Raw genomic sequence first — 21,778 nt, forward strand, 5'->3', positions numbered from 1 at the left:
GTATCGTCCGACGGCGCGTGCGGCACGGGTCAGACGACGGCGCGGAGCAGCTGCTGGGTGACCTGGACCAGTCCGGAGGGCTGGCCGGTCGCCGCCTGGGCCTGGCCGGAGCCGGCGAGCAGCAGCAGGAGCAGGCCGAAGGCGAGGGCGGGCAGGGCCAGGGTCCACCAGTGCAGCCGGGCGCTGGTGTGGACGTACGCGCCGCGGCGGCGGGGCCGGGCGGGGAGGGACGGGGTGGGCGTGGTGGCCGGCATGGCCGCCTCCGGGTTCTTCGGCTGGGACTGTCTCGCTGCTTCGAATCTATGGATCCGGTGCGGCGGTTCCCATCCGGGGCACACCCCAGCCGACCCTGATCCTGACCCCCTAGGGGATGGTGGGGTCAACCCCACCATCGGGGGCCCGGCCGGGCCGGCGGGCGGCGCGTCAGGGGGAGGCGAGGGTGGCGATGACGGCCACGATCACGGTCACGAGGGCCATGGCTCCCAGCACGAGGCCGAGCTTCTTGTGGCTGTCCTGGGGGTTGGGTTCGAGTACGGGCGACATGGCGCTCAGTCTCGCATGCCGCATTCGTCCTCGATCGTGCGGTCCCGGCCGGCGAGGACGCCGAGGGCGATCTGCGGGACGAGGAGGCCGGCCATGAGGGCGAGGGGCAGGTCCCAGCCGCCGCTGTGCTGGTAGAGGGTGCCGATGACCAGCGGGCCGGGGATGGAGATCAGGTAGCCGGTGCTCTGGGCGAAGGCGGAGAGCTTGACGACGCCGGCCGGGGACTTGGCGCGCAGTCCGATCATCGTGATCACGAGGGGGAAGGCGCAGTTGGAGATGCCGAGCAGGAGGGCCCAGGCCCAGGCTCCGCCGGCGGGGGCGAGGTGGAGGCCGAGGTAGCCGGCGAGGCCGAAGAGGCCGAGGACGGCGGCGATGGGGCCCTGGTGGCGCATCCGTGCGGCGAGACCGGGGATGACGAAGGCCAGGGGGACGCCCATGACCATGGTGACGGCGAGGAGCACGCCGGCCGTGGAGGCGGAGACCCCGGCGTCGCGGAAGATCTGCGGGAGCCAGCCCATGGTGACGTAGGCGCCGGTGGCCTGGAGGCCGAAGTAGCAGGCGAGGACCCAGGCGGTGCGGCTGCGCACGACCGAGGGGCCGGCGTCCTCGCGCGCCGCCGCGGCGGGCGCCGCGGCCTTCTCGCGGCGGCCGGCGGCGGCGACGGGCAGCCAGGGCAGTACGGCGGCCACGGCGAGGGCGGCCCAGACCAGCAGGCCGGTGCGCCAGCCCCCGCCGAGGGCGGAGGTCAGCGGGACGGTCGCGGCGGCGGCGAGCGAGGTGCCGGCGGCGAGGGCCATGGAATAGAGGCCGGTCATGGTGCCGACGCGGTCCGGGAACCAGCGTTTGACGATGACCGGGAGCAGCACGTTGGTCAGGGCTATGCCGGCCAGGGACAGGGCGCTGGCGGCGAGGAAGGCGGCGGCGCTGTCCGCGAAGGGGCGGATCACCAGGCCGGCGGCGACGGCGGCCATGCCGGCGCAGACCACGGCGGCCGGGCCGAAGCGGCGGGAGAGCCGGGGCGCGGTGACGCCGAAGACGGCGAAGCAGAGCGCGGGGACGGAGGTGATCAGTCCGGCGACGGCGCCGCTCATGTGGAGGCCGGCGCGAGCCTCCTCGAAGAGGGCGCCGAGGCTGGTGATGGCGGGCCGCAGGTTGAGGGCGGCCAGCACGATTCCGACGACGAGCACGGGGCCGAGCCACCTGGGGTCGGCGGGGGTGCCGGCCCGGGCGGTGGAGGGGTGTCCGGCGGAGCCGCGCGGGGTCGCCGGGCGGCTCAGGGTCTGGAGGTCTTCGTCGCGCATCCCGTCATCATAGAATCATGGGATGATTGGTTGTCCAGTTCGGTGCTGTCACACTTGATGCCGTCCCGCAGCCCGTCCAGCAGTACTCGAGAGGCCCCGCCCGCATGCCGCTGACCTCGCCCCGGCGCTCCGCGCTCGTCGACCAGGTGATCGCCCAGCTCAGGAACCAGATCACCTCCGGCGAGTGGCCGGTCGGGAGCCGGATCCCCACCGAGCCCGAGCTGGTGGAGCTGCTGGGCGTCGCCCGCAACACCGTGCGGGAGGCCGTCCGGGCCCTCGCGCACAACGGACTCCTGGACATCCGCCAGGGGTCGGGTACGTACGTGCTCGCCACGAGCGAGCTGGCCGGGGTGATGCACCGGCGCTTCGCGGGGGCCGACCCCCGGCACATCGCGGAGCTGCGCTCGACGCTGGAGTCCTCGGCGGCCCGGCTGGCGGCGGAGCGGCGCACGGAGCGGGACCTGGTCCAGCTGGAGTCACTGCTGGCGCGGCGCGAGGAGGCCTGGGCGAGCGGGGACGCGGAGGTGTTCGTGAGCACGGACGTCGCCCTGCACATGGCCGTGGTGACGGCCTCGCACAACGAGGTGCTGATCGAGCTCTACGCGGACCTGGGCGACCTGGTGGCGGAGTGGCTGCGGGCCGACGTGGGCACCGAGCTGCACCCGGCCGACCACCTGGACCACGCCCGCCTGATCGCGGCGATCCGGCGCGGGGACGGCGACGCGGCCGCCTCGGAGGCGGCGGGCTACCCGTTCGCCTGCCGCGGCAAGAGCACCCGCTGACCGCCCCTCAGGGGCGCTGGTGGCTGACCCAGGCCGTGCGGACCTCTTTCCAGCAGCGGCCGGTCAGCCGGATGCGGCCGGCCGGGTCCAGGGGCACGAGGGCGCTGTCCCCGTCGATGTCCCACCAGCGCTCGCACTCCACATGCAGCCGGAGCAGGTCGGTCTCGGGGTAGCCGTTGTGGCAGTACGCGATCACCTGCGAGCCGTCGATCTCGGTGTCGCAGTCGGAGCCGTAGAGCTCGCGTGCGGCGGGCCGTTCGGGCCGTACGGGTGGTTCGGCGGGGATCTCGGCGAGGTCCACGGCGGCCGGGGCCGCCGCCTCGGGCCCGGGGGCGGGCCCCGGCCCGCCGGGCTGCGCGAGGGCTCCCGGGATCAGGAGTCCGGTCAGGGCCACCGAGGTGACCAGGAGCGATACCGCTCGGCTCGGCCTCGCGCGCACTCCCGCACCTCCTCCCCGAACCTGCCGGGAAGATCCCGGCCAGGTCAGTTTGCAGGCATGTGTCCCGGTTTTCGACTCGGAAAGATCCGGTCGGACGGCGAACGTCTGATCGAGGACACCCGCACGGCCCGTGCCGCGGCAGGCGGAAACGGCGGTGGCCGCGCCTCCCCGGAGGGAGGCGCGGCCACCGCCGTACGGACGCGGGGGTCCGGCCGGGAAGGTCAGGCGCCCATCGCGTGCAGGCCGCCGTCCACGTGGACGATCTCGCCCGTGGTCTTCGGGAACCAGTCCGACAGCAGGGCCACGACGCCCTTGCCCGCCGGCTCCGGGTCGCTCATGTCCCACGCCAGCATGGAGCGCTGGTTCCAGGTGTCCGCCAGCTCGCCGAAGCCCGGGATGGACTTGGCGGCCATCGAGCCGATCGGACCGGCCGAGACCAGGTTGCAGCGGACGTTCTCCTTGCCCAGGTCACGGGCGAGGTAGCGGCTGGTGGCCTCCAGCGCGGCCTTGGCCGGGCCCATCCAGTCGTACTGCGGCCAGGCGAACTGCGCGTCGAAGGTCAGGCCGACGACGGCCGCGCCCTCCGCCGGGAACAGCGGCTTGCAGGCCATGGTCAGCGACTTCAGCGAGAACGCCGAGACGTGCATCGCGGTGGCGACCGACTCGAACGGCGTGTTCAGGAAGTTGCCGCCGAGCGCGTCCTGCGGGGCGAAGCCGATGGAGTGCACGACTCCGTCGAGGCCGCCGAGCTCCTCGCGGACGAGGCCCTCCAGGCGGGCCAGGTGCTCGTCGTTGGTGACGTCGAGCTCGATCACCTTGACCGGCTTGGGCAGCTTCTTGGCGATGCGCTCGGTCAGCGACGGGCGCGGCCAGGCGCTGAGGATGACCTCGGCGCCCTGCTCCTGGGCCAGCTTGGCGGCGTGGAAGGCGATGGAGGACTCCATCAGCACGCCGGTGATGAGGATCCGCTTGCCCTCGAGAATTCCGCTCATGGTGATCAGTGACCCATGCCCAATCCGCCGTCAACGGGAATGACGGCTCCGGTGATGTACGCGGCGTCGTCGGACGCCAGGAAGCTCACGGCGGCCGCGATCTCCTCGGGCTGCGCGTAGCGCGCCAGCGGCACCTGCGCCAGGATGCCCGCGCGCTGCTCGTCGCTGAGCACCTTCGTCATGTCGGTGTCCACGAAACCGGGGGCGACGACGTTGAAGGTGATGTTGCGGGAGCCGAGCTCGCGGGCGAGCGAGCGGGCGAAGCCCACCAGCGCCGCCTTCGAGGCGGCGTAGTTGGCCTGGCCGGCGCCGCCCAGCAGGCCGACGACCGAGGAGATCAGGACCACGCGGCCCTTCTTGGCCCGCAGCATGCCACGGTTGGCCCGCTTCACGACACGGAAGGTGCCCGTGAGGTTGGTGTCGACGACGGAGGCGAAGTCCTCCTCGGACATCCGCATCAGCAGCGTGTCTTTGGTGATGCCGGCGTTCGCCACCAGTACCTCGACGTTGCCGTGCTTGGCCTCGATCTCCTTGTAGGCCTGCTCCACCTGCTCGGAGTCGGTGATGTCGCAGCGCACGGCCAGCACGCCCAGGTCGGCGAGCTCCTGCGGCGGCTCTCCCGAGCGGTACGTGATAGCGACCTTGTCGCCGGCCTGGGCGAAGGCGCGGGCGATGGCGAGGCCGATGCCCCGGTTTCCTCCGGTGACGAGAACCGAGCGGCTCAACGGACCACCCTTTCGCTTAGCTGTCTGAGTAGCAAAACCTATAGGCCCCGTACGACATCCGGAGAATCGGGCTCCGACAGGGCCTTGCGGCACGCTCTGTCGAATACCTACAGAAACCTGTGGTCACCTGAGGACCGATCGCGACATGATCGAGCAGACCGTCCCCGACCCCGGGAGGACCTCCGTGGCCCATTCCATCGACGCGGCCTTCACCGCGCTGCCCTTGCGGGCGCTCGCCGACGCGGCGCTCGCGCGAGCGCGCGCGCTGGGCGCCGACCATGCCGACTTCCGCCTGGAGCGGATCCGCAGCGCCTCCTGGCGGCTGCGGGACGCCAAGCCCTCCGGCGGCTCCGACACCACCGACCTCGGCTACGCGGTGCGGGTGGTGCACGGCGGCAGCTGGGGCTTCGCGTCAGGCGTGGACCTGACCATGGACGGCGCGGCCAAGGTGGCCTCGCAGGCCGTGGCCATGGCGAAGCTGTCGGCCCAGGTCATCAAGGCCGCGGGTTCCGGCGAGCGGGTCGAGCTCGCCGACGAGCCGGTACACGCCGACAAGACCTGGATCTCCGCCTACGACGTGGACCCCTTCCAGGTGCCGGACGCCGAGAAGTCGGCCCTGCTCGCCGACTGGAGCTCCCGGCTGCTGGCCGCCGAGGGCGTGGCGCACGTGGACGCCTCGCTGCTCGCCGTCCACGAGAACAAGTTCTACGCCGACACCGCGGGCACCACGACCACCCAGCAGCGGGTGCGCGTCCACCCCCAGCTGACCGCCGTCGCCGTCGACGCCACCACCGGCGAGTTCGACTCCATGCGCACCATCGCCCCGCCCGCCGGGCGCGGCTGGGAGTACCTGACCGGCACCGGCTGGGACTGGAACACCGAGCTGGAGCAGATCCCCGGCCTGCTGGCCGAGAAGATGCGCGCCCCCAGCGTGCGGGCGGGCCGGTACGACCTGGTCGTGGACCCGTCCAACCTCTGGCTCACCATCCACGAGTCCATCGGCCACGCCACCGAGCTCGACCGGGCCCTGGGCTACGAGGCGGCGTACGCGGGCACCTCCTTCGCCACCTTCGACCGGCTGGGCTCGCTCAAGTACGGTTCGTCGATCATGAACGTGACCGGTGACCGCACCGCCGAGCACGGCCTGGCCACCATCGGCTACGACGACGAGGGCGTCGAGGCCCAGAGCTGGGACCTGGTCAAGGACGGGGTGCTGGCCGGCTACCAGACCGACCGGCGGATCGCGAAGCTGACCGGCCTCGGCCGCTCCAACGGCTGCGCCTTCGCCGACTCCCCCGGCCACGTCCCGGTCCAGCGGATGGCGAACGTCTCGCTCCGGCCGGATCCGGGCGGGCTGTCCACCGAGGACCTGATCGGCGGGGTGGAGCGCGGGATCTACGTGGTCGGCGACCGTTCCTGGTCGATCGACATGCAGCGCTACAACTTCCAGTTCACCGGGCAGCGCTTCTTCCGGATCGAGAACGGCCGGCTGGCCGGGCAGCTGCGCGACGTCGCCTACCAGGCCACGACCACCGACTTCTGGGGCTCGATGGAGAAGGTCGGCGGTCCGCAGACCTACGTCCTGGGCGGCGCCTTCAACTGCGGGAAGGCCCAGCCGGGCCAGGTCGCGGCGGTCTCCCACGGCTGCCCGTCGGCCCTCTTCCGCGACGTGAACATCCTGAACACCACGCAGGAGGCCGGCCGATGAGCCGTACGAAGCCCCACGAGATCGTCGAGCGGGCCCTGGAACTGTCCACCGCCGACGGCTGTGTCGTGATCGCCGACGAGGAGTCCAGCGCCAACCTGCGCTGGGCCGGCAACGCACTGACCACCAACGGCGTCACCCGCGGCCGGAACCTCACCGTCATCGCCACCGTCGACGGCGGGCAGGGGACGGCCTCGGGGGTCGTCTCGCGCTCCGCCGTCACCGCCGCCGACCTGGAGCCGCTCGTACGGGCCGCCGAGGCGGCCGCGCGGGCCGCCGGTCCCGCCGAGGACGCCCAGCCGCTGGTGACCGGCACCCCGGCCTCGCCGGACTTCGCGGACGCCCCGGACGAGACCTCCTCGGCCGTGTTCGCGGACTTCGCCCCGGCCCTCGGCGAGGCCTTCGCCCGCGCCCGTGCGGGCGGCCGGGAGCTCTACGGCTTCGCGAACCACGAGCTGGTCTCCACGTACGTCGGCACCTCGACGGGCCTGCGGCTGCGCCACGACCAGCCGAACGGCACCCTGGAGCTCAACGCCAAGTCGACTGCGACCGCCGACGGCCGGTTGCGCTCCGCCTGGGCCGGCCGCGCCACCCGCGACTTCAAGGACGTGGACCCGACCGTCCTGGACGCGGAGCTCGCCGTCCGCCTCGGCTGGGCCGAGCGCAGGGTCGAGCTGCCCGCCGGTCGGTACGAGACCCTGCTGCCGCCGACGGCCGTGGCCGACCTGCTGATCTACCAGATGTGGTCGGCGGCGGCCCGGGACGCGGCGGAGGGCCGGACGGTCTTCTCCAAGCCCGGCGGCGGCACCCGGATCGGCGAGCGGCTCTCGCAGCTGCCCCTGACCCTGCGCAGCGACCCCGACGCGCCGGGCCTGGAGTCGGCGCCGTTCGTGATCGCGCACAGCTCGGGCGACGACGCCTCGGTCTTCGACAACGGCCTGCCGGTCCCGGCGACCGAGTGGATCAGCGGCGGCGAGCTGGCCCGGCTGACCACGACCCGGCACAGCGCCGCACTGACCGGGCTGCCGCTCTCCCCGGCCTTCGGGAACCTGATCCTGGAGGGCGGCGGGGAGAAGTCGCTGGAGGAGATGGTGGCGGGCACCGAGCGGGGCCTGCTGCTGACCTGCCTCTGGTACATCCGCGAGGTCGACCCGGCGACGCTGCTGCTGACGGGCCTGACCCGGGACGGGGTCTACCTGGTGGAGAACGGGCAGGTCACGGGCGAGGTGAACAACTTCCGGTTCAACGAGTCCCCGGTGGACCTGCTGTCGCGGGCCTCCGAGGCGGGACGCACCGAGAAGACCCTGCCGCGCGAGTGGGGCGACTGGTTCACACGGGCCGCGATGCCCGCCGTCCGCATCCCGGACTTCAACATGAGTTCGGTCAGCAAGGGCGTCTGACGCACCTAGACTGAGCACGGCATTTCCACATTTCGTAAGGAGTCGAGAGACCGTGACGGACATCGTCGACGAACTGAAGTGGCGCGGGCTGTTCGCCCAGTCCACCGATGAAGAAGCGCTGCGCAAGGCCTTCGCGGACGGTCCCGTCACGTTCTATTGCGGCTTCGACCCGACGGCGGCCTCGCTGCACGTGGGACACCTGGTGCAGGTGCTGACCGTGCGCCGGCTCCAGCAGGCGGGCCACCGCCCGCTGGCGCTGGTCGGCGGGGCGACCGGGCAGATCGGCGACCCGCGCCCGACGGCCGAGCGGACGCTGAACGACCCGGAGACCGTCGCGAACTGGGTGACGCGCCTGCGCACCCAGATCGAGCCGTTCCTGTCCTTCGAGGGCGAGAACGCCGCGGTCATGGTGAACAACCTGGACTGGACCGCGGGCATGTCCGCGATCGAGTTCCTGCGGGACATCGGCAAGCACTTCCGCGTCAACAAGATGCTGACGAAGGACTCGGTCGCCAAGCGCCTGGAGTCCGACCAGGGCATCAGCTACACCGAGTTCAGCTACCAGCTGCTCCAGGGCATGGACTTCCTGGAGCTGTACCGCCGCTACGGCTGCGTCCTCCAGCAGGGCGGCTCGGACCAGTGGGGCAACCTGACGGCCGGCCTCGACCTGATCCACCGCCTGGAGCCGCAGGCCCAGGTGCACGCGCTGGCCACCCCGCTGATGGTCAAGGCGGACGGCACCAAGTTCGGCAAGTCCGAGAGCGGGGCCGTCTGGCTCGACCCGGAGATGACCACCCCGTACGCCTTCTACCAGTTCTGGCTGAACGTGGACGACCGGGACATCTCCACCTACATGCGGATCCTTTCCTTCAGGTCCCGTGAGGAGCTGGAGGAGCTGGAGGCGCAGACCGCCGAGCGCCCGCAGGCGCGGGCCGCCCAGCGGGCGCTCGCGGAGGAGCTGACCACGCTGGTGCACGGCGCGGACCAGTGCGCGGCCGTGATCGCCGCCTCGAAGGCGCTGTTCGGCCAGGGCGAGCTGGCGGACCTGGACGCGGCCACGCTGGCCGCGGCCCTGTCCGAGCTGCCGCACGCGAAGGTGGCGGAGGTCGGCCTCGTGGTGGACCTGTTCGCGGAGACCGGCCTGGTCGCCAGCAAGTCCGCCGCCCGCCGGACCGTGAAGGAGGGCGGCGCCTACGTGAACAACGTGAAGGTCACCGCCGAGGACGCGGTCCCGGCCGCGTCGGACCTGCTGCACGGGCGCTGGCTGGTGCTGCGCCGCGGCAAGAAGAACCTGGCGGCGGTCGAGGTGACCGGCGCCTGACGGCACCACGGCGAGGGGCCGGTCCGGACGTCGTGTCCGGGCCGGCCCCTTCGTCATGGGCTACACCGTGTGGCGCTTGCCGCCGCGCAGCGACAGGTAGACCATCTCCCCCAGCGCGACGATGGCGACGGCTCCGGCGATCTGGAGCAGGTGCCGGGTCCAGTCGATGCCGCGGGTGTCGTGGACACCGATCCACGTCGCCACGGCGTTGCCGAGGACGCCGCCGATGATGCCGAAGACCGTGGTCAGCCAGAGCGGCTGGTGCTGTTTGCCCGGCAGGACGGCCCGGGCTATGAGGCCCAGCACGAAACCGACGATGATCGCCCACAACCAAGACATGTCGAAAGCCCTCCTCGCGGCGCGGGTGCGCGTGTGGGGCCAGTGTCGGCCCGGGGGGCGGGCCGCGCATGTCGGGCGGTGCGCTCCGGGCGGCACCCCCTCCCTCCCCCCAGGGTCGGGGGCGGCGTACCGTGGGGGCATGCAGCGGACGAAGCGGAACGGGGCCGAGGTCTTCCGGATCACCGGGGCCCGTATGGGGCTCGCCGAGGACGTACGGGGGCGCCAGCGCCGGTACGTGATCTCGATGGGGATCAGGACCCTGTCGGTGGTCGCCACGGTGATCCTGTGGAACGTGGAACGCCATGTGGCCCTCGTGACGCTGGCGGCGGGCCTCCTGCTCCCCTACATCGCGGTGGTCATCGCGAACGCCGGGCGCGAGTCGACGCCCTCGCTGCCCTCGCACTTCGTACCCGCCCCTGTGCGCCCCGCACTGGAGGCGGAGAACCTCAGGAAAACCTCAGATCAATCATGAAGTTCCGGTGCACCCCACCCGGTCCTGCGTGACATACTGCCTACGCGCTCCGCATCCCCCGTCGGAGCGACGGACCGACGCCGGGCAGCTCCCCCCGTGGCTGCCCGGCGTCGCCCTTCCGTCGGGCGCGTCCGGACGGTGACTAGGGTTGAGCCGTGACTCCCCTCGAATCCCCCAGCGGTGAAACCGAAACCCCCACCTGTTCCGCCAAGGGCTGCCGTGACGCGGCGGTCTGGGTCCTCGCCTGGAACAACCCGAAGCTGCACACGCCGGAGCGGCGCAAGACGTGGCTGGCGTGCGAGGAGCACCGGGCGCACCTGTCCCGATTCCTGGACGTCCGCGGGTTCCTCAAGGATGTCGTGGAGCTCGACGCGTGGGTGCAGCCGGAGGGCTCGGAGCGCTGAACGCCGACGGCCCTCCCGGCTGCGGGAGGGCCGTCGGCGGCGTGCGTGGGGGACGGTCAGCCGCCGATCGCCGACATCGGGCGGTCGGGCTGGAGGAACGACGGGTCGTCGAGGCCGGAGCCGGCCTTCTTGCCCCACATCGCCACCTTCCACAGGCGGGCGATCTCCTCGTCCGGGGCGCCCGAGCGCAGCGCGGAACGCAGGTCGGACTCCTCGGTGGCGAACAGGCACGTACGGACCTGCCCGTCGGCGGTGAGCCGGGTGCGGTCGCAGGCGCCGCAGAAGGGGCGGGTGACGGAGGCGATGACCCCGACGGTGGCCGGGCCGCCGTCGACCAGCCAGCGCTCGGCGGGGGCGGAGCCGCGCTCGTCGGCGCCCTCCTCGGTGAGGGTGAAGCGGGTGCGCAGGGACTGGAGGATGTCCCCGGCGGTGATCATGCCGTCGCGCTTCCAGCCGTGCTGGGCGTCGAGCGGCATCTGCTCGATGAAGCGGAGCTCGTAGGCGTTCTCCACGGCCCAGGCGAGCAGGTCGGGGGCCTCGTCGTCGTTGAGGCCGGGCATCAGGACCGCGTTGACCTTGACGGGGGTCAGGCCGGCCTCGCGGGCGGCGGCCATGCCCTCGATGACGTCGTGGTGGCGGTCGCGCCGCGTGAGGGCCTTGAACACCTCGGGGCGCAGAGTGTCGAGTGAGACGTTCACTCGGTCCAGGCCGGCGGCCTTGAGGGCCTGCGCGGTGCGCTTGAGGCCGATGCCGTTGGTGGTCAGCGACATCCTGGGGCGGGGCTCGAGGGCCGCGCACCGCTCGACGATCCCGACCAGGCCGGGCCGCAGCAGCGGCTCGCCGCCGGTGAAGCGGACCTCGGTGATGCCCAGGTGCGTGACGGCGATGCGGATCAGCCGGACGATCTCGTCGTCGCTGAGCAGATCGGACTTCCCCAGCCACTGCAGGCCCTCTTCGGGCATGCAGTAGGTACAGCGCAGGTTGCACCGGTCGGTGAGTGAGACGCGCAGGTCAGTGGCCACGCGGCCGTACGTGTCGAGAAGCACTGTGGGCCCCCTCCCCTGTCCGGATCTAGCGGTTCTGTGGAATTGAGCCTACGCGACCTGTGTGTCCCCGAGGGGTGCCCGAATGAACGAGACGTAACACGACCGCGTCGTACGGAAGTACGACGCGGCCACGTACGGTGTTCGGACGGTCTCAGTGCGCCCCTGTTCCGGTGAGGGAGCGCACCTCCAGCTCGGCGAACTTCCCGGGGTCCGCCTCCTCCTTGGACAGGACGGTTCCCAGCCACCCGAGGAGGAAGCCGAGCGGGATGGAGATGATGCCCGGGTTCTCCAGCGGGAACCAGTAGAAGTCGGCGTCCTTGAACATCGAGGTGGGCTTGCCGGAGACGACCGGGGAGAAGAGCACCAGGCCGACCGCCGAGACCAGGCCTCCGTAGATGGACCACAGCGCGCCCTGGGTGGTGAAGCGCTTCCAGAAGAGGCTGTAGAGGATCGTCGGAAGGTTGGCGGAGGCGGCGACCGCGAAGGCGAGGGCGACCAGGCCGGCGACGTTCATGTCGCGGGCCAGGGCCCCGAGGAAGATCGCGACGGCGCCGATGACCACGGTGGAGAGGCGGGCGGCGCGCACCTCCTCCTTCTCGGTGGCCTGCCCCCGGCGGATGACGTTGACGTAGATGTCGTGCGCGAAGGACGAGGAGGAGGCCAGGGTGAGGCCCGCGACCACGGCGAGGATGGTGGCGAAGGCCACTGCGGAGATCACCGCGAGGAGGACGGCGCCGCCGGTGGAGTCGGGTCCGCCGCCGACGGCCTGGGCGAGCAGCGGGGCGGCGGTGTTGCCGGCCTTGTTGGACTTGATGATGGCGTCGCGGTCGAGCAGGGCGGCGGCGCCGAACCCGAGGGCGATCGTCATCAGGTAGAAGGCGCCGATGATGCCGATGGCCCAGTTCACGGACTTACGGGCGGCCTTCGCGGTGGGCACCGTGTAGAAGCGGATCAGGATGTGCGGCAGGCCGGCGGTGCCCAGGACCAGGGCGAGGCCGAGGGAGAGGAAGTCCAGCTTGGTGAGCGGGTCCTTGCCGTACTTGAGTCCGGGCTCCAGGAATTTCGTCCCCTGGCCGCTGTGCTCGGCGGCCTGGCCGAGCAGGGCGGAGACGTTGAAGTCGAACTTCAGCAGCACCAGGAAGGTGATCAGCATGGCGCCCGCGATCAGCAGGACGGCCTTGACCATCTGGACCCAGGTGGTGCCCTTCATGCCGCCGATCGTCACGTAGACGATCATCAGGACGCCGACCAGGGCGACCACGGCGATCTTGCCGCCATCGGCGGTGATGCCCAGGAGCAGGGAGACGAGCACGCCGGCGCCGGCCATCTGGGCGAGCAGGTAGAAGATCGAGACCACGATGGTGGAGGTGCCGGCGGCGGTGCGGACGGGCCGCTGGCGCATCCGGTACGCGAGCACGTCGCCCATGGTGTAGCGGCCGGAGTTGCGCAGCGGCTCGGCGACCAGCAGCAGGGCCACGAGCCAGGCGACGAGGAAGCCGATGGAGTAGAGGAAGCCGTCGTAGCCGAAGAGGGCGATGGCTCCGGCGATGCCGAGGAAGGACGCGGCGGACATGTAGTCGCCGGAGATGGCGAGGCCGTTCTGGAAGCCGGTGAACTGGCGGCCGCCCGCGTAGAAGTCGGCGGCGTCCTTGGTCTGGCGGCCGGCCCAGACGGTGATGACGAGGGTGGCGACGACGAACAGCCCGAACAGGGTGATGATCAGCGGGCGGTGCTCGGTGGCGCCGGCGGCGGTCGTCAGGTGCGGGACGGCGTTCACGCTCCGCCCTCCAGCCGGTTCTTGATGGCCCGTGCCTTGGGGTCGAGCCGGGCGGCGGCGTGCCGCGAGTACAGCCAGGCGATGAGGAAGGTCGTCGCGAACTGGGCGAGGCCGAGCACGAGGGCGACGTTGACGTTGCCGAAGAGCCTGGTCCCCATGAGGCCGCCCGCGTAGTTGGACAGCAGGACGTAGAGCAGGTACCAGGCGATGAAGGCCACGGTGAGCGGGAAGGCGAAGGAGCGGTAGGAGCTGCGCAGTTCGGCGAACTCGGGGCTCTGCTGGACGCGCGCGAACTCTTCGGCCGACACCTGTGCCGGGGCGGGTCCCGCGCCGCCCGGCGGCGGCGCTGCTTGCGTGGTCACGGGGGGTTCTCCTTGTGACGCGGGTGCGGTGGGGACGGTCAAAACAACCTCCGTGTGGGGGGCGGTGGTGCTGAGCCCCCCGGTCAACGGCACGGCCGCCGTGCCGGGACGGTTCAACACCCGCCGTTTCTTCGGCGGTTCCGCTTTTCGAACGGCTGATTCGTCGAACTGATGGCGCAAAGGGGAACGTCGACGCTAGGTTCGCGTGTCATGAACGCGTCCGACGCGACCGCGTGCGGGCTGCTCATTCACGGATGATGTGGAGAACCCATGGCTCATCTGGGATCCGGCCGTCGGCGGGCCCTCGCCGTTCCGGTCGGCCTGGCGCTCTCGGCCTCACTCGCCTTCCTGCCCTCGGTGGCTGCCTCGGCCGCACCGCTGGGCGACACGGCGGGCCCGGCGACGGCCGCGAAGGCCACCGCCACCGGCCCCGCGCTCTCGTACGTGGCGAACCTGACCGCGTACGGGACGGCCCGGCAGGCCAAAAAGGCCATCGAGCAGGCCGGCGGGACGGTGGTGACGTCCTATGAACAGATCGGCGTCGTCGTCGCACATTCCCAGAACCCGGACTTCGCCGGGCAGCTGCGGGCCCAGCGGAACCTGTTCGTGTCCGTGGGAGCCACCCGTACGGCCCCCCTCCAGACCGTGCAGACCACCGAGGAGGGCACGACCCAGAGGCTGAGCGACGCCGACGCCGCGCGGGCCGCGGCCCGGGCCGAGCCGGGCCAGGAGCCCCTGGAAGCGAACCAGTGGGACCTGCGGGCGATCAGGGCCGACCAGGCCCAGAAGGTCAACGCGGGCAGCCGGGACGTCACCGTCGGCGTCATCGACACGGGCGTGGACGACACCCACCCCGACCTCGCCCCGAACTTCTCCAAGGGGCAGTCCGCCAACTGCGTCGGCGGCGTCGCGGACACCACCGACGGCGCCTGGCGGCCGTACCCCGACGGCAGCGACCACGGCACGCACGTGGCGGGCACCATCGCCGCCGCGCGCAACGGGGTTGGCGTCAGCGGGGTCGCGCCCGGCGTCAAGGTCGCCGCGATCAAGGTGAGCGAGCCCGGGACCAGCCTCTTCTACACCGAGGCGGTCGTCTGCGGGTTCATGTTCGCCGCCGAGAAGGGGATCGCGGTCACCAACAACAGCTATTACGTCGACCCCTGGTACTTCAACTGCAAGACGGACGACGACCAGAAGGCGCTGGTCGAGGCCCTCACCCGGGCCGGCAGGTACGCCGAGCGCAAGGGCGTGCTGAACGTGGCCGCCGCCGGCAACGAGAACTGGGACCTGGCCGCCGACTCGATCACCGACGACACCAGTCCGGACGACGCCACCCCGTCGCCGCGCACCATAGACCCGAAGGTCTGCCTGGACCTGCCCGCGCAGCTGCCGGGCGTGGTCACCGTCAGCGCGACCGGCGACAAGGGCTTCCGCTCCTACTACTCCAGCTACGGCCTCGGGGTCGTCGACGTGGCCGCCCCCGGCGGCGACAAGTGGCAGGTCCCGGCCACCCCCGACGCCAACGGCCGCGTGCTGTCCACCCTGCCGGGCGGCGGCTACGGTTACAAGCAGGGCACCTCGATGGCCACCCCGCACGTCGCGGGCGTCGCGGCCCTGCTCAAGAGCGCGCACCCGGGGGCCACGCCGTCCCAGCTCCAGGCGATGCTCAAGGCCCAGGCGACGAAGACCGCCTGCCCCGACAAGATCTACGACGGCACGGGCAACCTGATCGACGCCACCACCTGCGAGGCCAAGTGGGGCCAGACCGGCTTCTACGGCGCGGGCGTGGTCGACGCCCTGAAGGCCGTCAAGCCGTAACGGCAGGGGCGCCACGGCGAGGGGCCGGGCGGGGATCACCCGCCCGGCCCCTCACGCGTCCGCCCCCCCCGCCGTCAGGGCTTGATCAGGACCTTGAGGGCGCTGCGGTCGTCCATCGCGCGGTAGCCGTCGGGGACCTCGTCCAGGGACACGGCCCGGTCGAAGACGGGCGCCGGGTCGATGGCGCCGCTCAGCACGTCCTCCAGCAGCTCCGGGATGTACGCGCGCACCGGCGCCACACCGCCGCGCAGGGTGATGTTGCGGTCGAACATCACACCAAGGTCCAGGCCGGTGCCGCTGCCGTGCGGGACGCCGACGTAGCCGATGGCGCCGCCGTCGCGGGTGATGTTCACGGCCGTGCGCATGGACTGCTCGGTGCCCACCGCCTCGATGACCGCGTGCGCGCCCTGGCCTCCGGTCAGCTCGCGGACCGCCGCCTCGGCGGCCTCGCCGCGCTCGGCGACCACGTCGGTGGCGCCGAAGAGCTTCGCTATGTCGGTGCGGGCGCTGTGGCGGCCCAGGGCGATGATCCGCTCGGCGCCGAGGCGCCTGGCCGCGAGCACCCCGCACAGGCCGACCGCGCCGTCGCCGACGACGGCGACGGTGGAGCCCGCGCGGACGCCCGCGCCCAGGGCCGCGTGGTGGCCGGTGCCCATGACGTCGGAGAGCGCGAGCAGGCCGGTCAGCAGGTGGTCGTCGGAGGCGGCCGCGGCGGGCAGCTTCACCAGGGTGCCGTCGGCGTGCGGGACCCGCACGGCCTCGCCCTGGCCGCCGTCGAAACCGACCGAGCCCCAGAAGCCGCCGTGCACGCAGGAGGTGTACAGGCCCTCGGAGCAGTAGTCGCAGGTGCCGTCGGACCACATGAACGGGGCCACGACCAGGTCGCCGGCCTTCAGGCCGGAGACGGCGGAGCCGGTCTCCTCGACGACGCCGAGGAACTCGTGCCCGATCCGCTGGCCCGGCTGGCGCTGGGCCTCGCCGCGGTAGGCCCACAGGTCGCTGCCGCAGATGCAGGCGCGCAGGACGCGGACGACGGCGTCCTCGGGGCGCTGGATCGCAGCGTCGGGCACCTCCTCCACGCGGATGTCGTGCGGGGCGTGGATGACGGTGGCGCGCATGGTGGTGCAGCCCTCCGGGGTAGTTCAGTCTTGTATGACTTCCCTACCGTACGCCTGCCTCCGGCCGAGTGTGCCCGAGGCCAGCAGGTACTGGGCCGCCAGGTACGTCGCCATGATCCAGAAGTCGGGGCGCGGGAGCTGCGGCCACTCGGCCACCCCGGTCGCGATGAGGGTGTCGGACAGCAGGAACAGCGCCCCGCCCACTCCCGCGACCCGGCCGAGCGCGCTGGAGCGGTAGGCCATGGAGGCCAGCAGCAGGCTGTAGCCGGCGACGGGGACGCGCAGCCCCGTCGGCAGGTCCCCCCACAGCAGCGCGACGGTCCCGACGAGCGCCACGGCGTACGCGCCCCCGAGCGCGGGGCTCGTCCGGCCCCGGCCGAACAGACTGCGTTCATGGAAAAGCATGAGGTAACAGACGTGCCCGGCGGCGAAGGAGCCCATGCCGACGAGGAAGGCCGGCTCGGCGTCGAACAGCAGGGCGAGGTCCCCGCCCCAGCCGAACAGCAGCGCGGCGACGAGCAGCCGGGGTGCGCGGAGGGTGAGCACGTACGCGACGAGCAGCGGCATCAGCAGCGGCTTGGCGACCACGTGCCCGGGGTGCCAGCCGGCGAGCAGCGCCCCGAGGTCGACGGCGGAGGCCAGGACGAAGGCGCCGAGCAGGATCCGCCCGCCGGTGCCGGCACCGGCGGGTGCGGACGTACGGGACTGGACGGCGCTCACGCGGCGGGCTCCGGGGCCTTCTCCGGCTGCGGGGCGGCGGCCGGGGCGGGCTGCCAGCCGGGACCGCGGAACACCCGCCCGGCACGCTCGCGCCAGCTGCGGGCGGCGCGGACGTCGCGGGCGATGGCGGCGTACTCGTGGGTGGCGACGCGCAGGGGGTTGAAGGTGTTGATGTTCTTGGTGAGCCCGTAGACGGGCCGGTCCGTCTCTCCGACCCAGGAGCCGAACATCCGGTCCCAGACGATCAGGATGCCGCCGAAGTTGCGGTCCAGGTAGCCGCCCTGGGAGGCGTGGTGGACGCGGTGGTGGGAGGGGGTGTTGAAGACGTACTCGTAGGGGCGCGGCAGCTTCCCGATGCGCTCGGTGTGCACCCAGAACTGGTAGAGCAGGTTGATGCCGTAGCAGAACGGGACCGCGGCGGGGTGCACGCCGAGGGCGACCATCGGCAGGTAGAACCACCAGGTGGTCGCGCTGGTCCAGGGCTGGCGCAGGGCGGTGGTGAGGTTGAAGTTCCGGCTGCTGTGGTGGACCACGTGGCAGGCCCACAGGATGCGGATGACGTGGTGGAGCCGGTGCTGCCAGTAGTAGAGGAAGTCCTGGACGAGGAGCATCAGCAGGGCGGTCCACCACAGGAACGGCACCCGCAGCGGGGTCAGTTCGTAGACGGCGGTGAACACCGCGACGACCGGGATCTTCCAGAGCAGGTCGAAGCCGATGCTGCCGAGCCCCATGGTGACGCTGGTGACCGCGTCCTTGGCGTCGTAGCCGGCGGCGTCCTCGTCGGGATGGAGCCGGTAGCTGACCACCTCGATGACGGTGAGCAGCACGAAGGCGGGTATGGACCACAGCACGACATCGGGCAGATTGGGCATGGGCGCACCTTAGGGCGGGTTCAGGGGTGCCGCTAGGGGTTGTTACCGATCAGTATCCGACGCGGTTACCCCGGGTACAAGGGGCAGTGCGCGGGCAGGGGCGGAAACCGCCGCCCTCCGGGCGGCGGGCGGCCCTGCGGTGCGGCGGACGGGCACCCCGTCGCGGACGGCCCGGACCGGATCCCGCCGGGGCGGATGGGGCGGCCGGACCCCCGCCGGTCCGCCCCGGCGGGACCGCCGCGTCACCAGACCCGGACCGAACCCCCTGGGGCGAAGGCCGGGCTGGTGGCGTCCGGCGGGACCTCCGACAGGGGTTCGGCGATCTCCGAGACCAGCGGACCGCACTTCGCCGCGACCGCGTCCAGCAGGGTCAGGTCGAAGCCGTACACCCGGGCGGCGTTGCCGCCGGCCATCGCCGCGACCTCCTCCCTCGGCAGCCCCGCGTACGCGATGCGCAGGCCCTCGCGGGAGTACGGGGCGGTGCCCTCGTCGTGGGGGTAGTCGCTGCCCCACATGATCTTGTCGAGGCCGATCCGCTCCCGCAGCGGGACCTCGTGGGGGCGCATGAAGCTGGCCCCCACGAAGCAGTTGTCCCGCCAGACCTCGCTGGGACCCTTGCCCATGGAGTCGGCGAGCCCCGCACCGAACTTGGACTCCGCCGTGCCCGAGGCCGCGACCAGGCGGCCGTGGTAGTAGTCCAGCATCCGGAGCACGCCCGGGATCCAGCCCGACCCCTGTTCCGTCAGGACCAGCTTCAGGCCCGGGTGGCGGCGGAAGGCGCCGCCGAAGACCAGGTGCCACAGGGCCCGGTGCGAGAACCAGGTGGTCTCCACCATGAAGACGGCGCGGGCGGCGGGTTCGTCGCCCAGCGGCGGTGACGCCGAGCCGCCGTGGTGGTTGACCGGGACGTCCAGTTCGTCGCAGACCGCCCAGATCGGGTCGTACGCCTCCGAGTACAGCTCGGGCACGGTCGAGCCGGGCGGGACGCCGGGCAGCAGGATGCCGCCCGTGAGCCCGGCCTCCCGGGCGCGCCGGATCTCCCTCACCGCCGCGTCCACGTCGTTGAGGAGGATCTGCGCCACCCCCGCCCGCCGGCCCGGGGCGTCCGCGCAGAAGTCGGCCAGCCAGCGGTTGTGGGCCTGGAGCCCGGCCCAGCGCAGTTCGTACTCGGCCGCCGAGGGGGGCTGGGCCATCAGGGAGGCCTTGGGGAAGAACGGCGGGACGGTGTTCGGGAAGACGACCTCCGCGACGATGCCGTCGGCCTCCAGCTCGGCGAGCCTGCGCGCGGAGTTCCAGTTGCGGTCGGCGGTGTCCGCGAGGAGGTCCTCGTACGGGTTGACGTACGTGGCGGCCCAGGCGTCGAACGCGTCGTGGTGACGCTGGGCCAGGTACGGCTTGTAGTCCAGCAGGTCGGCGCCCGCGTGGCAGTCCGCCGAGATGACCGTGTAGCGGTCCTCGGTCATGACGAGACCCCCAGGACCGGGAAGTCCTCGCCGGTGAGCCAGTGCCGGCCGGTCTCGCGGGAGCGGGCCCAGGAGGCCTCCACCGCCGCCTGGTCCGCGCTCTGGCCCAGCTCGGCCGGGGTGGGGCCGATGCGGCGGGCGAGCGGGGCGAGTTTCGCCGTGTCGAAGCCGAAGACCTCGGCCGCCGCCAGGCCCAGCATCCGCCGGGTCTCGTCGACGGGGATGTCGTGGAAGGTCCTCGCCAGCCAGCCGCGTGTGTCGGGCCAGGTGCCCTCGGGGTGCGGGAAGTCCGAACCCCACAGGACGTTGTCCACGCCGATCTCGTAGCGCTGGGCCAGCTCGCGCCGCTTGGTGTTGGTGGCGCAGACGAAGACCTGGCGGTCGAGGTACTCGCTCGGCGGGCGCTTCAGCTCGGCGAAGGGCGAGAGCTTCTTGCCGCCGTGCGCGCCGAGGTAGAGGCGGTCCATGAACCACAACTGGTTCGGCAGCCACCAGCAGCCCGACTCGGCGACGCCGAACTTCAGGCCCGGGTGGCGTTCGAAGGCCCCGGACCACAGCAGGAACCACAGCGGGCGGGCGGGCCACCAGGTGACCTCGGAGACGTAGATGCCGAGGTGGTCACCGTACTCGTGGCGCGGGGCGGCGCCCGAATGGGTGACGACGGGCATGCCGGTCTCGGCCGCCGCCGCCCAGACCGGGTCGTAGCGGCGGTCGTGGTACGGGGCCTTGTCCACCCACATCGAGGGGATCATCAGGGCGCCGAGGCCGGACTCCTTCGCCCGGTGGATCTCGGCGACCACCTTGTCCGCTTCGGCGGTGACGGGCAGCAGCGCGACGCCGCAGTGCCGCTCGGGGGCGCGGGAGACGAACTCGGCGAGCCAGCGGTTGTGGGCCTGCGCGCCCGCCATGCCGAGTTCGGGGTCCTGGTCGCCGGAGAGGCCAAGGCCCACGCCGAAGGGGGCGGCGGTCCGACTGTCCACGGCGTCGGCGTCGGGGAAGACGACCTCGGCGGCGACCCCGTCGCCGTCGAGCTCCTTCAGGCGCTGGGCGGAGTCCCAGCCGCCCCTCAGCCCTTCCTCGTGGTCGTGGAACCACTTCTCGGCGAAGGCCTCGTTGCGGATGCCGAGGCGGGTGGCCTCCTCGCGGCGGGCGTCGCGCAGGCCGAGGAACTCGTCGAAGGCGCGGTGGAAGCGGGAGTCGAGGTAGGGGCGGTACTGCTCGGTGGGCAGTCCGGCGTGGCAGTCGGAGGAGATGATCAGGTACGGGTCTTCGTACGCGTTCACGCTGTCGCTCCTCAGTCGAGGATGAAGCTCTCCAGGTAGGCGGGGTTGGCGCGGTCGAGCATCGACTGCGACCGGGCGCGGATCTGCCGGTCGCTGTGCTCGCCGGCCGGGAGCATCCAGAAGCGGTCGGCGCGGATGCCGTCGACGACGTGCCCGGCGACGTCCTCGACCGGGGTGAAGCGCACCTCGTGCCCGGCCGCGCGCATGGCGGACTCGTACTGGTCCAGGGTCCGGTACGGGGACCTGCGCGGGCGTTCCTTCGCGTAGCGCTCGGGGCGGTTGCGGTGCGACTCCCACAGTCCGGTGCGCAGCATGTGCGGTCCGGGGAAGAGGACCGAGGCGCTGACGGCCGCGCCCTCCGCCTTGAGATGGGCGTAGAGGGACTCGGTCATGGTGACCACGGCGGCCTTGGTGACGGCGTACACGGAGGCGGTGGGCAGCGGGGCGATGCCGCCGTCGCCGGAGGAGGTGTTGACGACGTGTCCGGGGGCGCCGCCCGCGATCATGCGGGGGACGAAGGCCTGGATGCCGTGGAAGACACCCCAGACGTTGACGGAGAAGGCCCACTTCCAGTCGTTGGGCTCGTGCTCCCACATCCGGCCCTCGGCGCCCGACCCGACGCCCGCGTTGTTGCACAGCACGTGGACCGCGCCGAAGGCCTCGTAGGCGGCGTCGGCGAGGGCGACGACGGAGTCGCGGTCGCCGACGTCGACCTTCCGGGCCAGCACCTCGGCGCCCTCCGCCCGCAGGTCCTCGGCGGCCTTGCGCAGGGCGCCCTCCTCGACGTCGGCGAGGACCACCCTGAGCCCCTCGGCGGCGAAGCGGCGGGCCAGGGCCAGGCCGATCCCGCTCGCGGCGCCGGTGACGACGGCCACCTGTCCGGGTTCGAGCCGCAT

The 21,778-nt window shown here is 72.1% G+C and carries 23 protein-coding genes; 7 read left to right on the forward strand and 16 right to left on the reverse strand.

What is annotated here, in order from left to right:
- Positions 1–29: 29 nt before the first annotated feature.
- The 3 genes from ACFY15_RS11060 to ACFY15_RS11070 form a co-directional block, all read right to left on the reverse strand.
- Entirely contained in the window at positions 30–254 is a 225-nt protein-coding gene (locus ACFY15_RS11060; RefSeq protein ID WP_390685928.1) for a hypothetical protein, read from the reverse strand.
- 169 nt (positions 255–423) lie between these two features.
- A complete protein-coding gene (locus tag ACFY15_RS11065; protein WP_344154728.1) occupies positions 424–543 on the reverse strand; it encodes an SGM_5486 family transporter-associated protein in 120 nt (39 codons plus the stop codon).
- Between the two features lie 5 nt (positions 544–548).
- On the reverse strand, positions 549–1,844 hold the full coding sequence (locus ACFY15_RS11070) for a CynX/NimT family MFS transporter (RefSeq protein WP_390685927.1): 1,296 nt from the start codon (positions 1,842–1,844) through the stop codon (positions 549–551).
- A gap of 104 nt (positions 1,845–1,948) precedes the next feature.
- Between ACFY15_RS11070 and ACFY15_RS11075 the strand changes: the two genes are divergently transcribed.
- On the forward strand, positions 1,949–2,626 hold the full coding sequence (locus tag ACFY15_RS11075; RefSeq protein ID WP_390685926.1) for a FadR/GntR family transcriptional regulator: 678 nt from the start codon (positions 1,949–1,951) through the stop codon (positions 2,624–2,626).
- Between the two features lie 7 nt (positions 2,627–2,633).
- On the opposite strand, the gene ACFY15_RS11080 is transcribed toward ACFY15_RS11075, so the two are convergent.
- The 3 genes from ACFY15_RS11080 to fabG all read right to left on the reverse strand — a co-directional run bounded on the left by ACFY15_RS11080 (position 2,634) and on the right by fabG (position 4,782).
- The gene (locus ACFY15_RS11080; RefSeq protein ID WP_390685925.1) at positions 2,634–3,065 is read right to left on the reverse strand and encodes a hypothetical protein; all 432 of its coding nucleotides are present in this window, start codon (positions 3,063–3,065) and stop codon (positions 2,634–2,636) included.
- 221 nt (positions 3,066–3,286) lie between these two features.
- A complete protein-coding gene (gene fabI / locus ACFY15_RS11085) occupies positions 3,287–4,057 on the reverse strand; it encodes an enoyl-ACP reductase FabI (RefSeq protein ID WP_365150385.1) in 771 nt (256 codons plus the stop codon).
- A 5-nt stretch (positions 4,058–4,062) separates the two neighbouring features.
- Positions 4,063–4,782, reverse strand: coding sequence for a 3-oxoacyl-[acyl-carrier-protein] reductase (fabG, locus tag ACFY15_RS11090; protein ID WP_366451201.1), 720 nt, complete (start codon positions 4,780–4,782; stop codon positions 4,063–4,065).
- A gap of 145 nt (positions 4,783–4,927) precedes the next feature.
- Between fabG and ACFY15_RS11095 the strand changes: the two genes are divergently transcribed.
- From ACFY15_RS11095 to tyrS, 3 genes are read left to right on the forward strand one after another with little or no spacing between them, the layout of a single operon-like run.
- On the forward strand, positions 4,928–6,490 hold the full coding sequence (locus ACFY15_RS11095; protein WP_390685924.1) for a TldD/PmbA family protein: 1,563 nt from the start codon (positions 4,928–4,930) through the stop codon (positions 6,488–6,490).
- Positions 6,487–7,887: a metallopeptidase TldD-related protein gene (locus ACFY15_RS11100; protein WP_390685923.1), complete on the forward strand. Its 1,401-nt coding sequence runs from the start codon at positions 6,487–6,489 to the stop codon at positions 7,885–7,887. The genes ACFY15_RS11095 and ACFY15_RS11100 overlap by 4 nt, the downstream gene beginning before the upstream one ends.
- 52 nt (positions 7,888–7,939) lie before the next feature.
- Positions 7,940–9,208 (forward strand): tyrosine--tRNA ligase, encoded by a 1,269-nt coding sequence (gene tyrS, locus ACFY15_RS11105; protein ID WP_390685922.1) that lies wholly within the window; start codon positions 7,940–7,942, stop codon positions 9,206–9,208.
- A gap of 60 nt (positions 9,209–9,268) precedes the next feature.
- Here tyrS and ACFY15_RS11110 read toward each other — a convergent pair whose 3' ends face one another.
- Positions 9,269–9,547 carry a GlsB/YeaQ/YmgE family stress response membrane protein gene (locus tag ACFY15_RS11110; protein ID WP_366451204.1) on the reverse strand — a complete coding sequence of 93 codons (279 nt, stop codon included), beginning with the start codon at positions 9,545–9,547 and terminating at the stop codon, positions 9,269–9,271.
- Positions 9,548–9,686: 139 nt separating this feature from the next.
- Between ACFY15_RS11110 and ACFY15_RS11115 the strand changes: the two genes are divergently transcribed.
- Together ACFY15_RS11115 and ACFY15_RS11120 are read left to right on the forward strand one after the other, a co-directional pair.
- On the forward strand, positions 9,687–10,019 hold the full coding sequence (locus ACFY15_RS11115) for a DUF3099 domain-containing protein (RefSeq protein ID WP_390685921.1): 333 nt from the start codon (positions 9,687–9,689) through the stop codon (positions 10,017–10,019).
- A 155-nt stretch (positions 10,020–10,174) separates the two neighbouring features.
- Complete coding sequence (locus ACFY15_RS11120) at positions 10,175–10,423, forward strand: hypothetical protein (protein WP_390685920.1); 249 nt, start codon at positions 10,175–10,177, stop codon at positions 10,421–10,423.
- A 56-nt stretch (positions 10,424–10,479) separates the two neighbouring features.
- Here ACFY15_RS11120 and moaA read toward each other — a convergent pair whose 3' ends face one another.
- The 3 genes from moaA to ACFY15_RS11135 all read right to left on the reverse strand — a co-directional run bounded on the left by moaA (position 10,480) and on the right by ACFY15_RS11135 (position 13,608).
- Positions 10,480–11,469 carry a GTP 3',8-cyclase MoaA gene (gene moaA, locus ACFY15_RS11125; RefSeq protein ID WP_390685919.1) on the reverse strand — a complete coding sequence of 330 codons (990 nt, stop codon included), beginning with the start codon at positions 11,467–11,469 and terminating at the stop codon, positions 10,480–10,482.
- A gap of 151 nt (positions 11,470–11,620) precedes the next feature.
- Positions 11,621–13,246: a cation acetate symporter gene (locus ACFY15_RS11130; protein ID WP_390685918.1), complete on the reverse strand. Its 1,626-nt coding sequence runs from the start codon at positions 13,244–13,246 to the stop codon at positions 11,621–11,623.
- Positions 13,243–13,608: a DUF485 domain-containing protein gene (locus ACFY15_RS11135; protein WP_390685917.1), complete on the reverse strand. Its 366-nt coding sequence runs from the start codon at positions 13,606–13,608 to the stop codon at positions 13,243–13,245. Before ACFY15_RS11135 ends, ACFY15_RS11130 begins: the two co-directional genes overlap by 4 nt.
- Before the next feature lie 270 nt (positions 13,609–13,878).
- Here ACFY15_RS11135 and ACFY15_RS11140 point away from each other — a divergent pair, with 270 nt between their 5' ends.
- Complete coding sequence (locus ACFY15_RS11140; RefSeq protein ID WP_390685916.1) at positions 13,879–15,426, forward strand: S8 family serine peptidase; 1,548 nt, start codon at positions 13,879–13,881, stop codon at positions 15,424–15,426.
- 74 nt (positions 15,427–15,500) lie between these two features.
- Here ACFY15_RS11140 and ACFY15_RS11145 read toward each other — a convergent pair whose 3' ends face one another.
- From ACFY15_RS11145 to ACFY15_RS11170, 6 genes are all read right to left on the reverse strand, one after another.
- Complete coding sequence (locus ACFY15_RS11145; protein WP_390685915.1) at positions 15,501–16,544, reverse strand: zinc-dependent alcohol dehydrogenase family protein; 1,044 nt, start codon at positions 16,542–16,544, stop codon at positions 15,501–15,503.
- A 24-nt stretch (positions 16,545–16,568) separates the two neighbouring features.
- On the reverse strand, positions 16,569–17,264 hold the full coding sequence (locus ACFY15_RS11150; protein WP_390825396.1) for a lysoplasmalogenase: 696 nt from the start codon (positions 17,262–17,264) through the stop codon (positions 16,569–16,571).
- Positions 17,261–18,136 (reverse strand): sterol desaturase family protein, encoded by an 876-nt coding sequence (locus ACFY15_RS11155; protein ID WP_390825397.1) that lies wholly within the window; start codon positions 18,134–18,136, stop codon positions 17,261–17,263. The genes ACFY15_RS11150 and ACFY15_RS11155 overlap by 4 nt, the downstream gene beginning before the upstream one ends.
- 242 nt (positions 18,137–18,378) lie before the next feature.
- A complete protein-coding gene (locus ACFY15_RS11160) occupies positions 18,379–19,599 on the reverse strand; it encodes an amidohydrolase family protein (protein WP_390685912.1) in 1,221 nt (406 codons plus the stop codon).
- Positions 19,596–20,882 (reverse strand): amidohydrolase family protein, encoded by a 1,287-nt coding sequence (locus ACFY15_RS11165; RefSeq protein ID WP_390685911.1) that lies wholly within the window; start codon positions 20,880–20,882, stop codon positions 19,596–19,598. The genes ACFY15_RS11160 and ACFY15_RS11165 overlap by 4 nt, the downstream gene beginning before the upstream one ends.
- Positions 20,883–20,893: 11 nt before the next feature.
- Positions 20,894–21,778 carry an SDR family NAD(P)-dependent oxidoreductase gene (locus ACFY15_RS11170; protein WP_390685910.1) on the reverse strand — a complete coding sequence of 295 codons (885 nt, stop codon included), beginning with the start codon at positions 21,776–21,778 and terminating at the stop codon, positions 20,894–20,896.

This window comes from Streptomyces sp. NPDC001373, from assembly GCF_042895815.1.
Classification (GTDB): Bacteria; Actinomycetota; Actinomycetes; order Streptomycetales; family Streptomycetaceae; genus Streptomyces.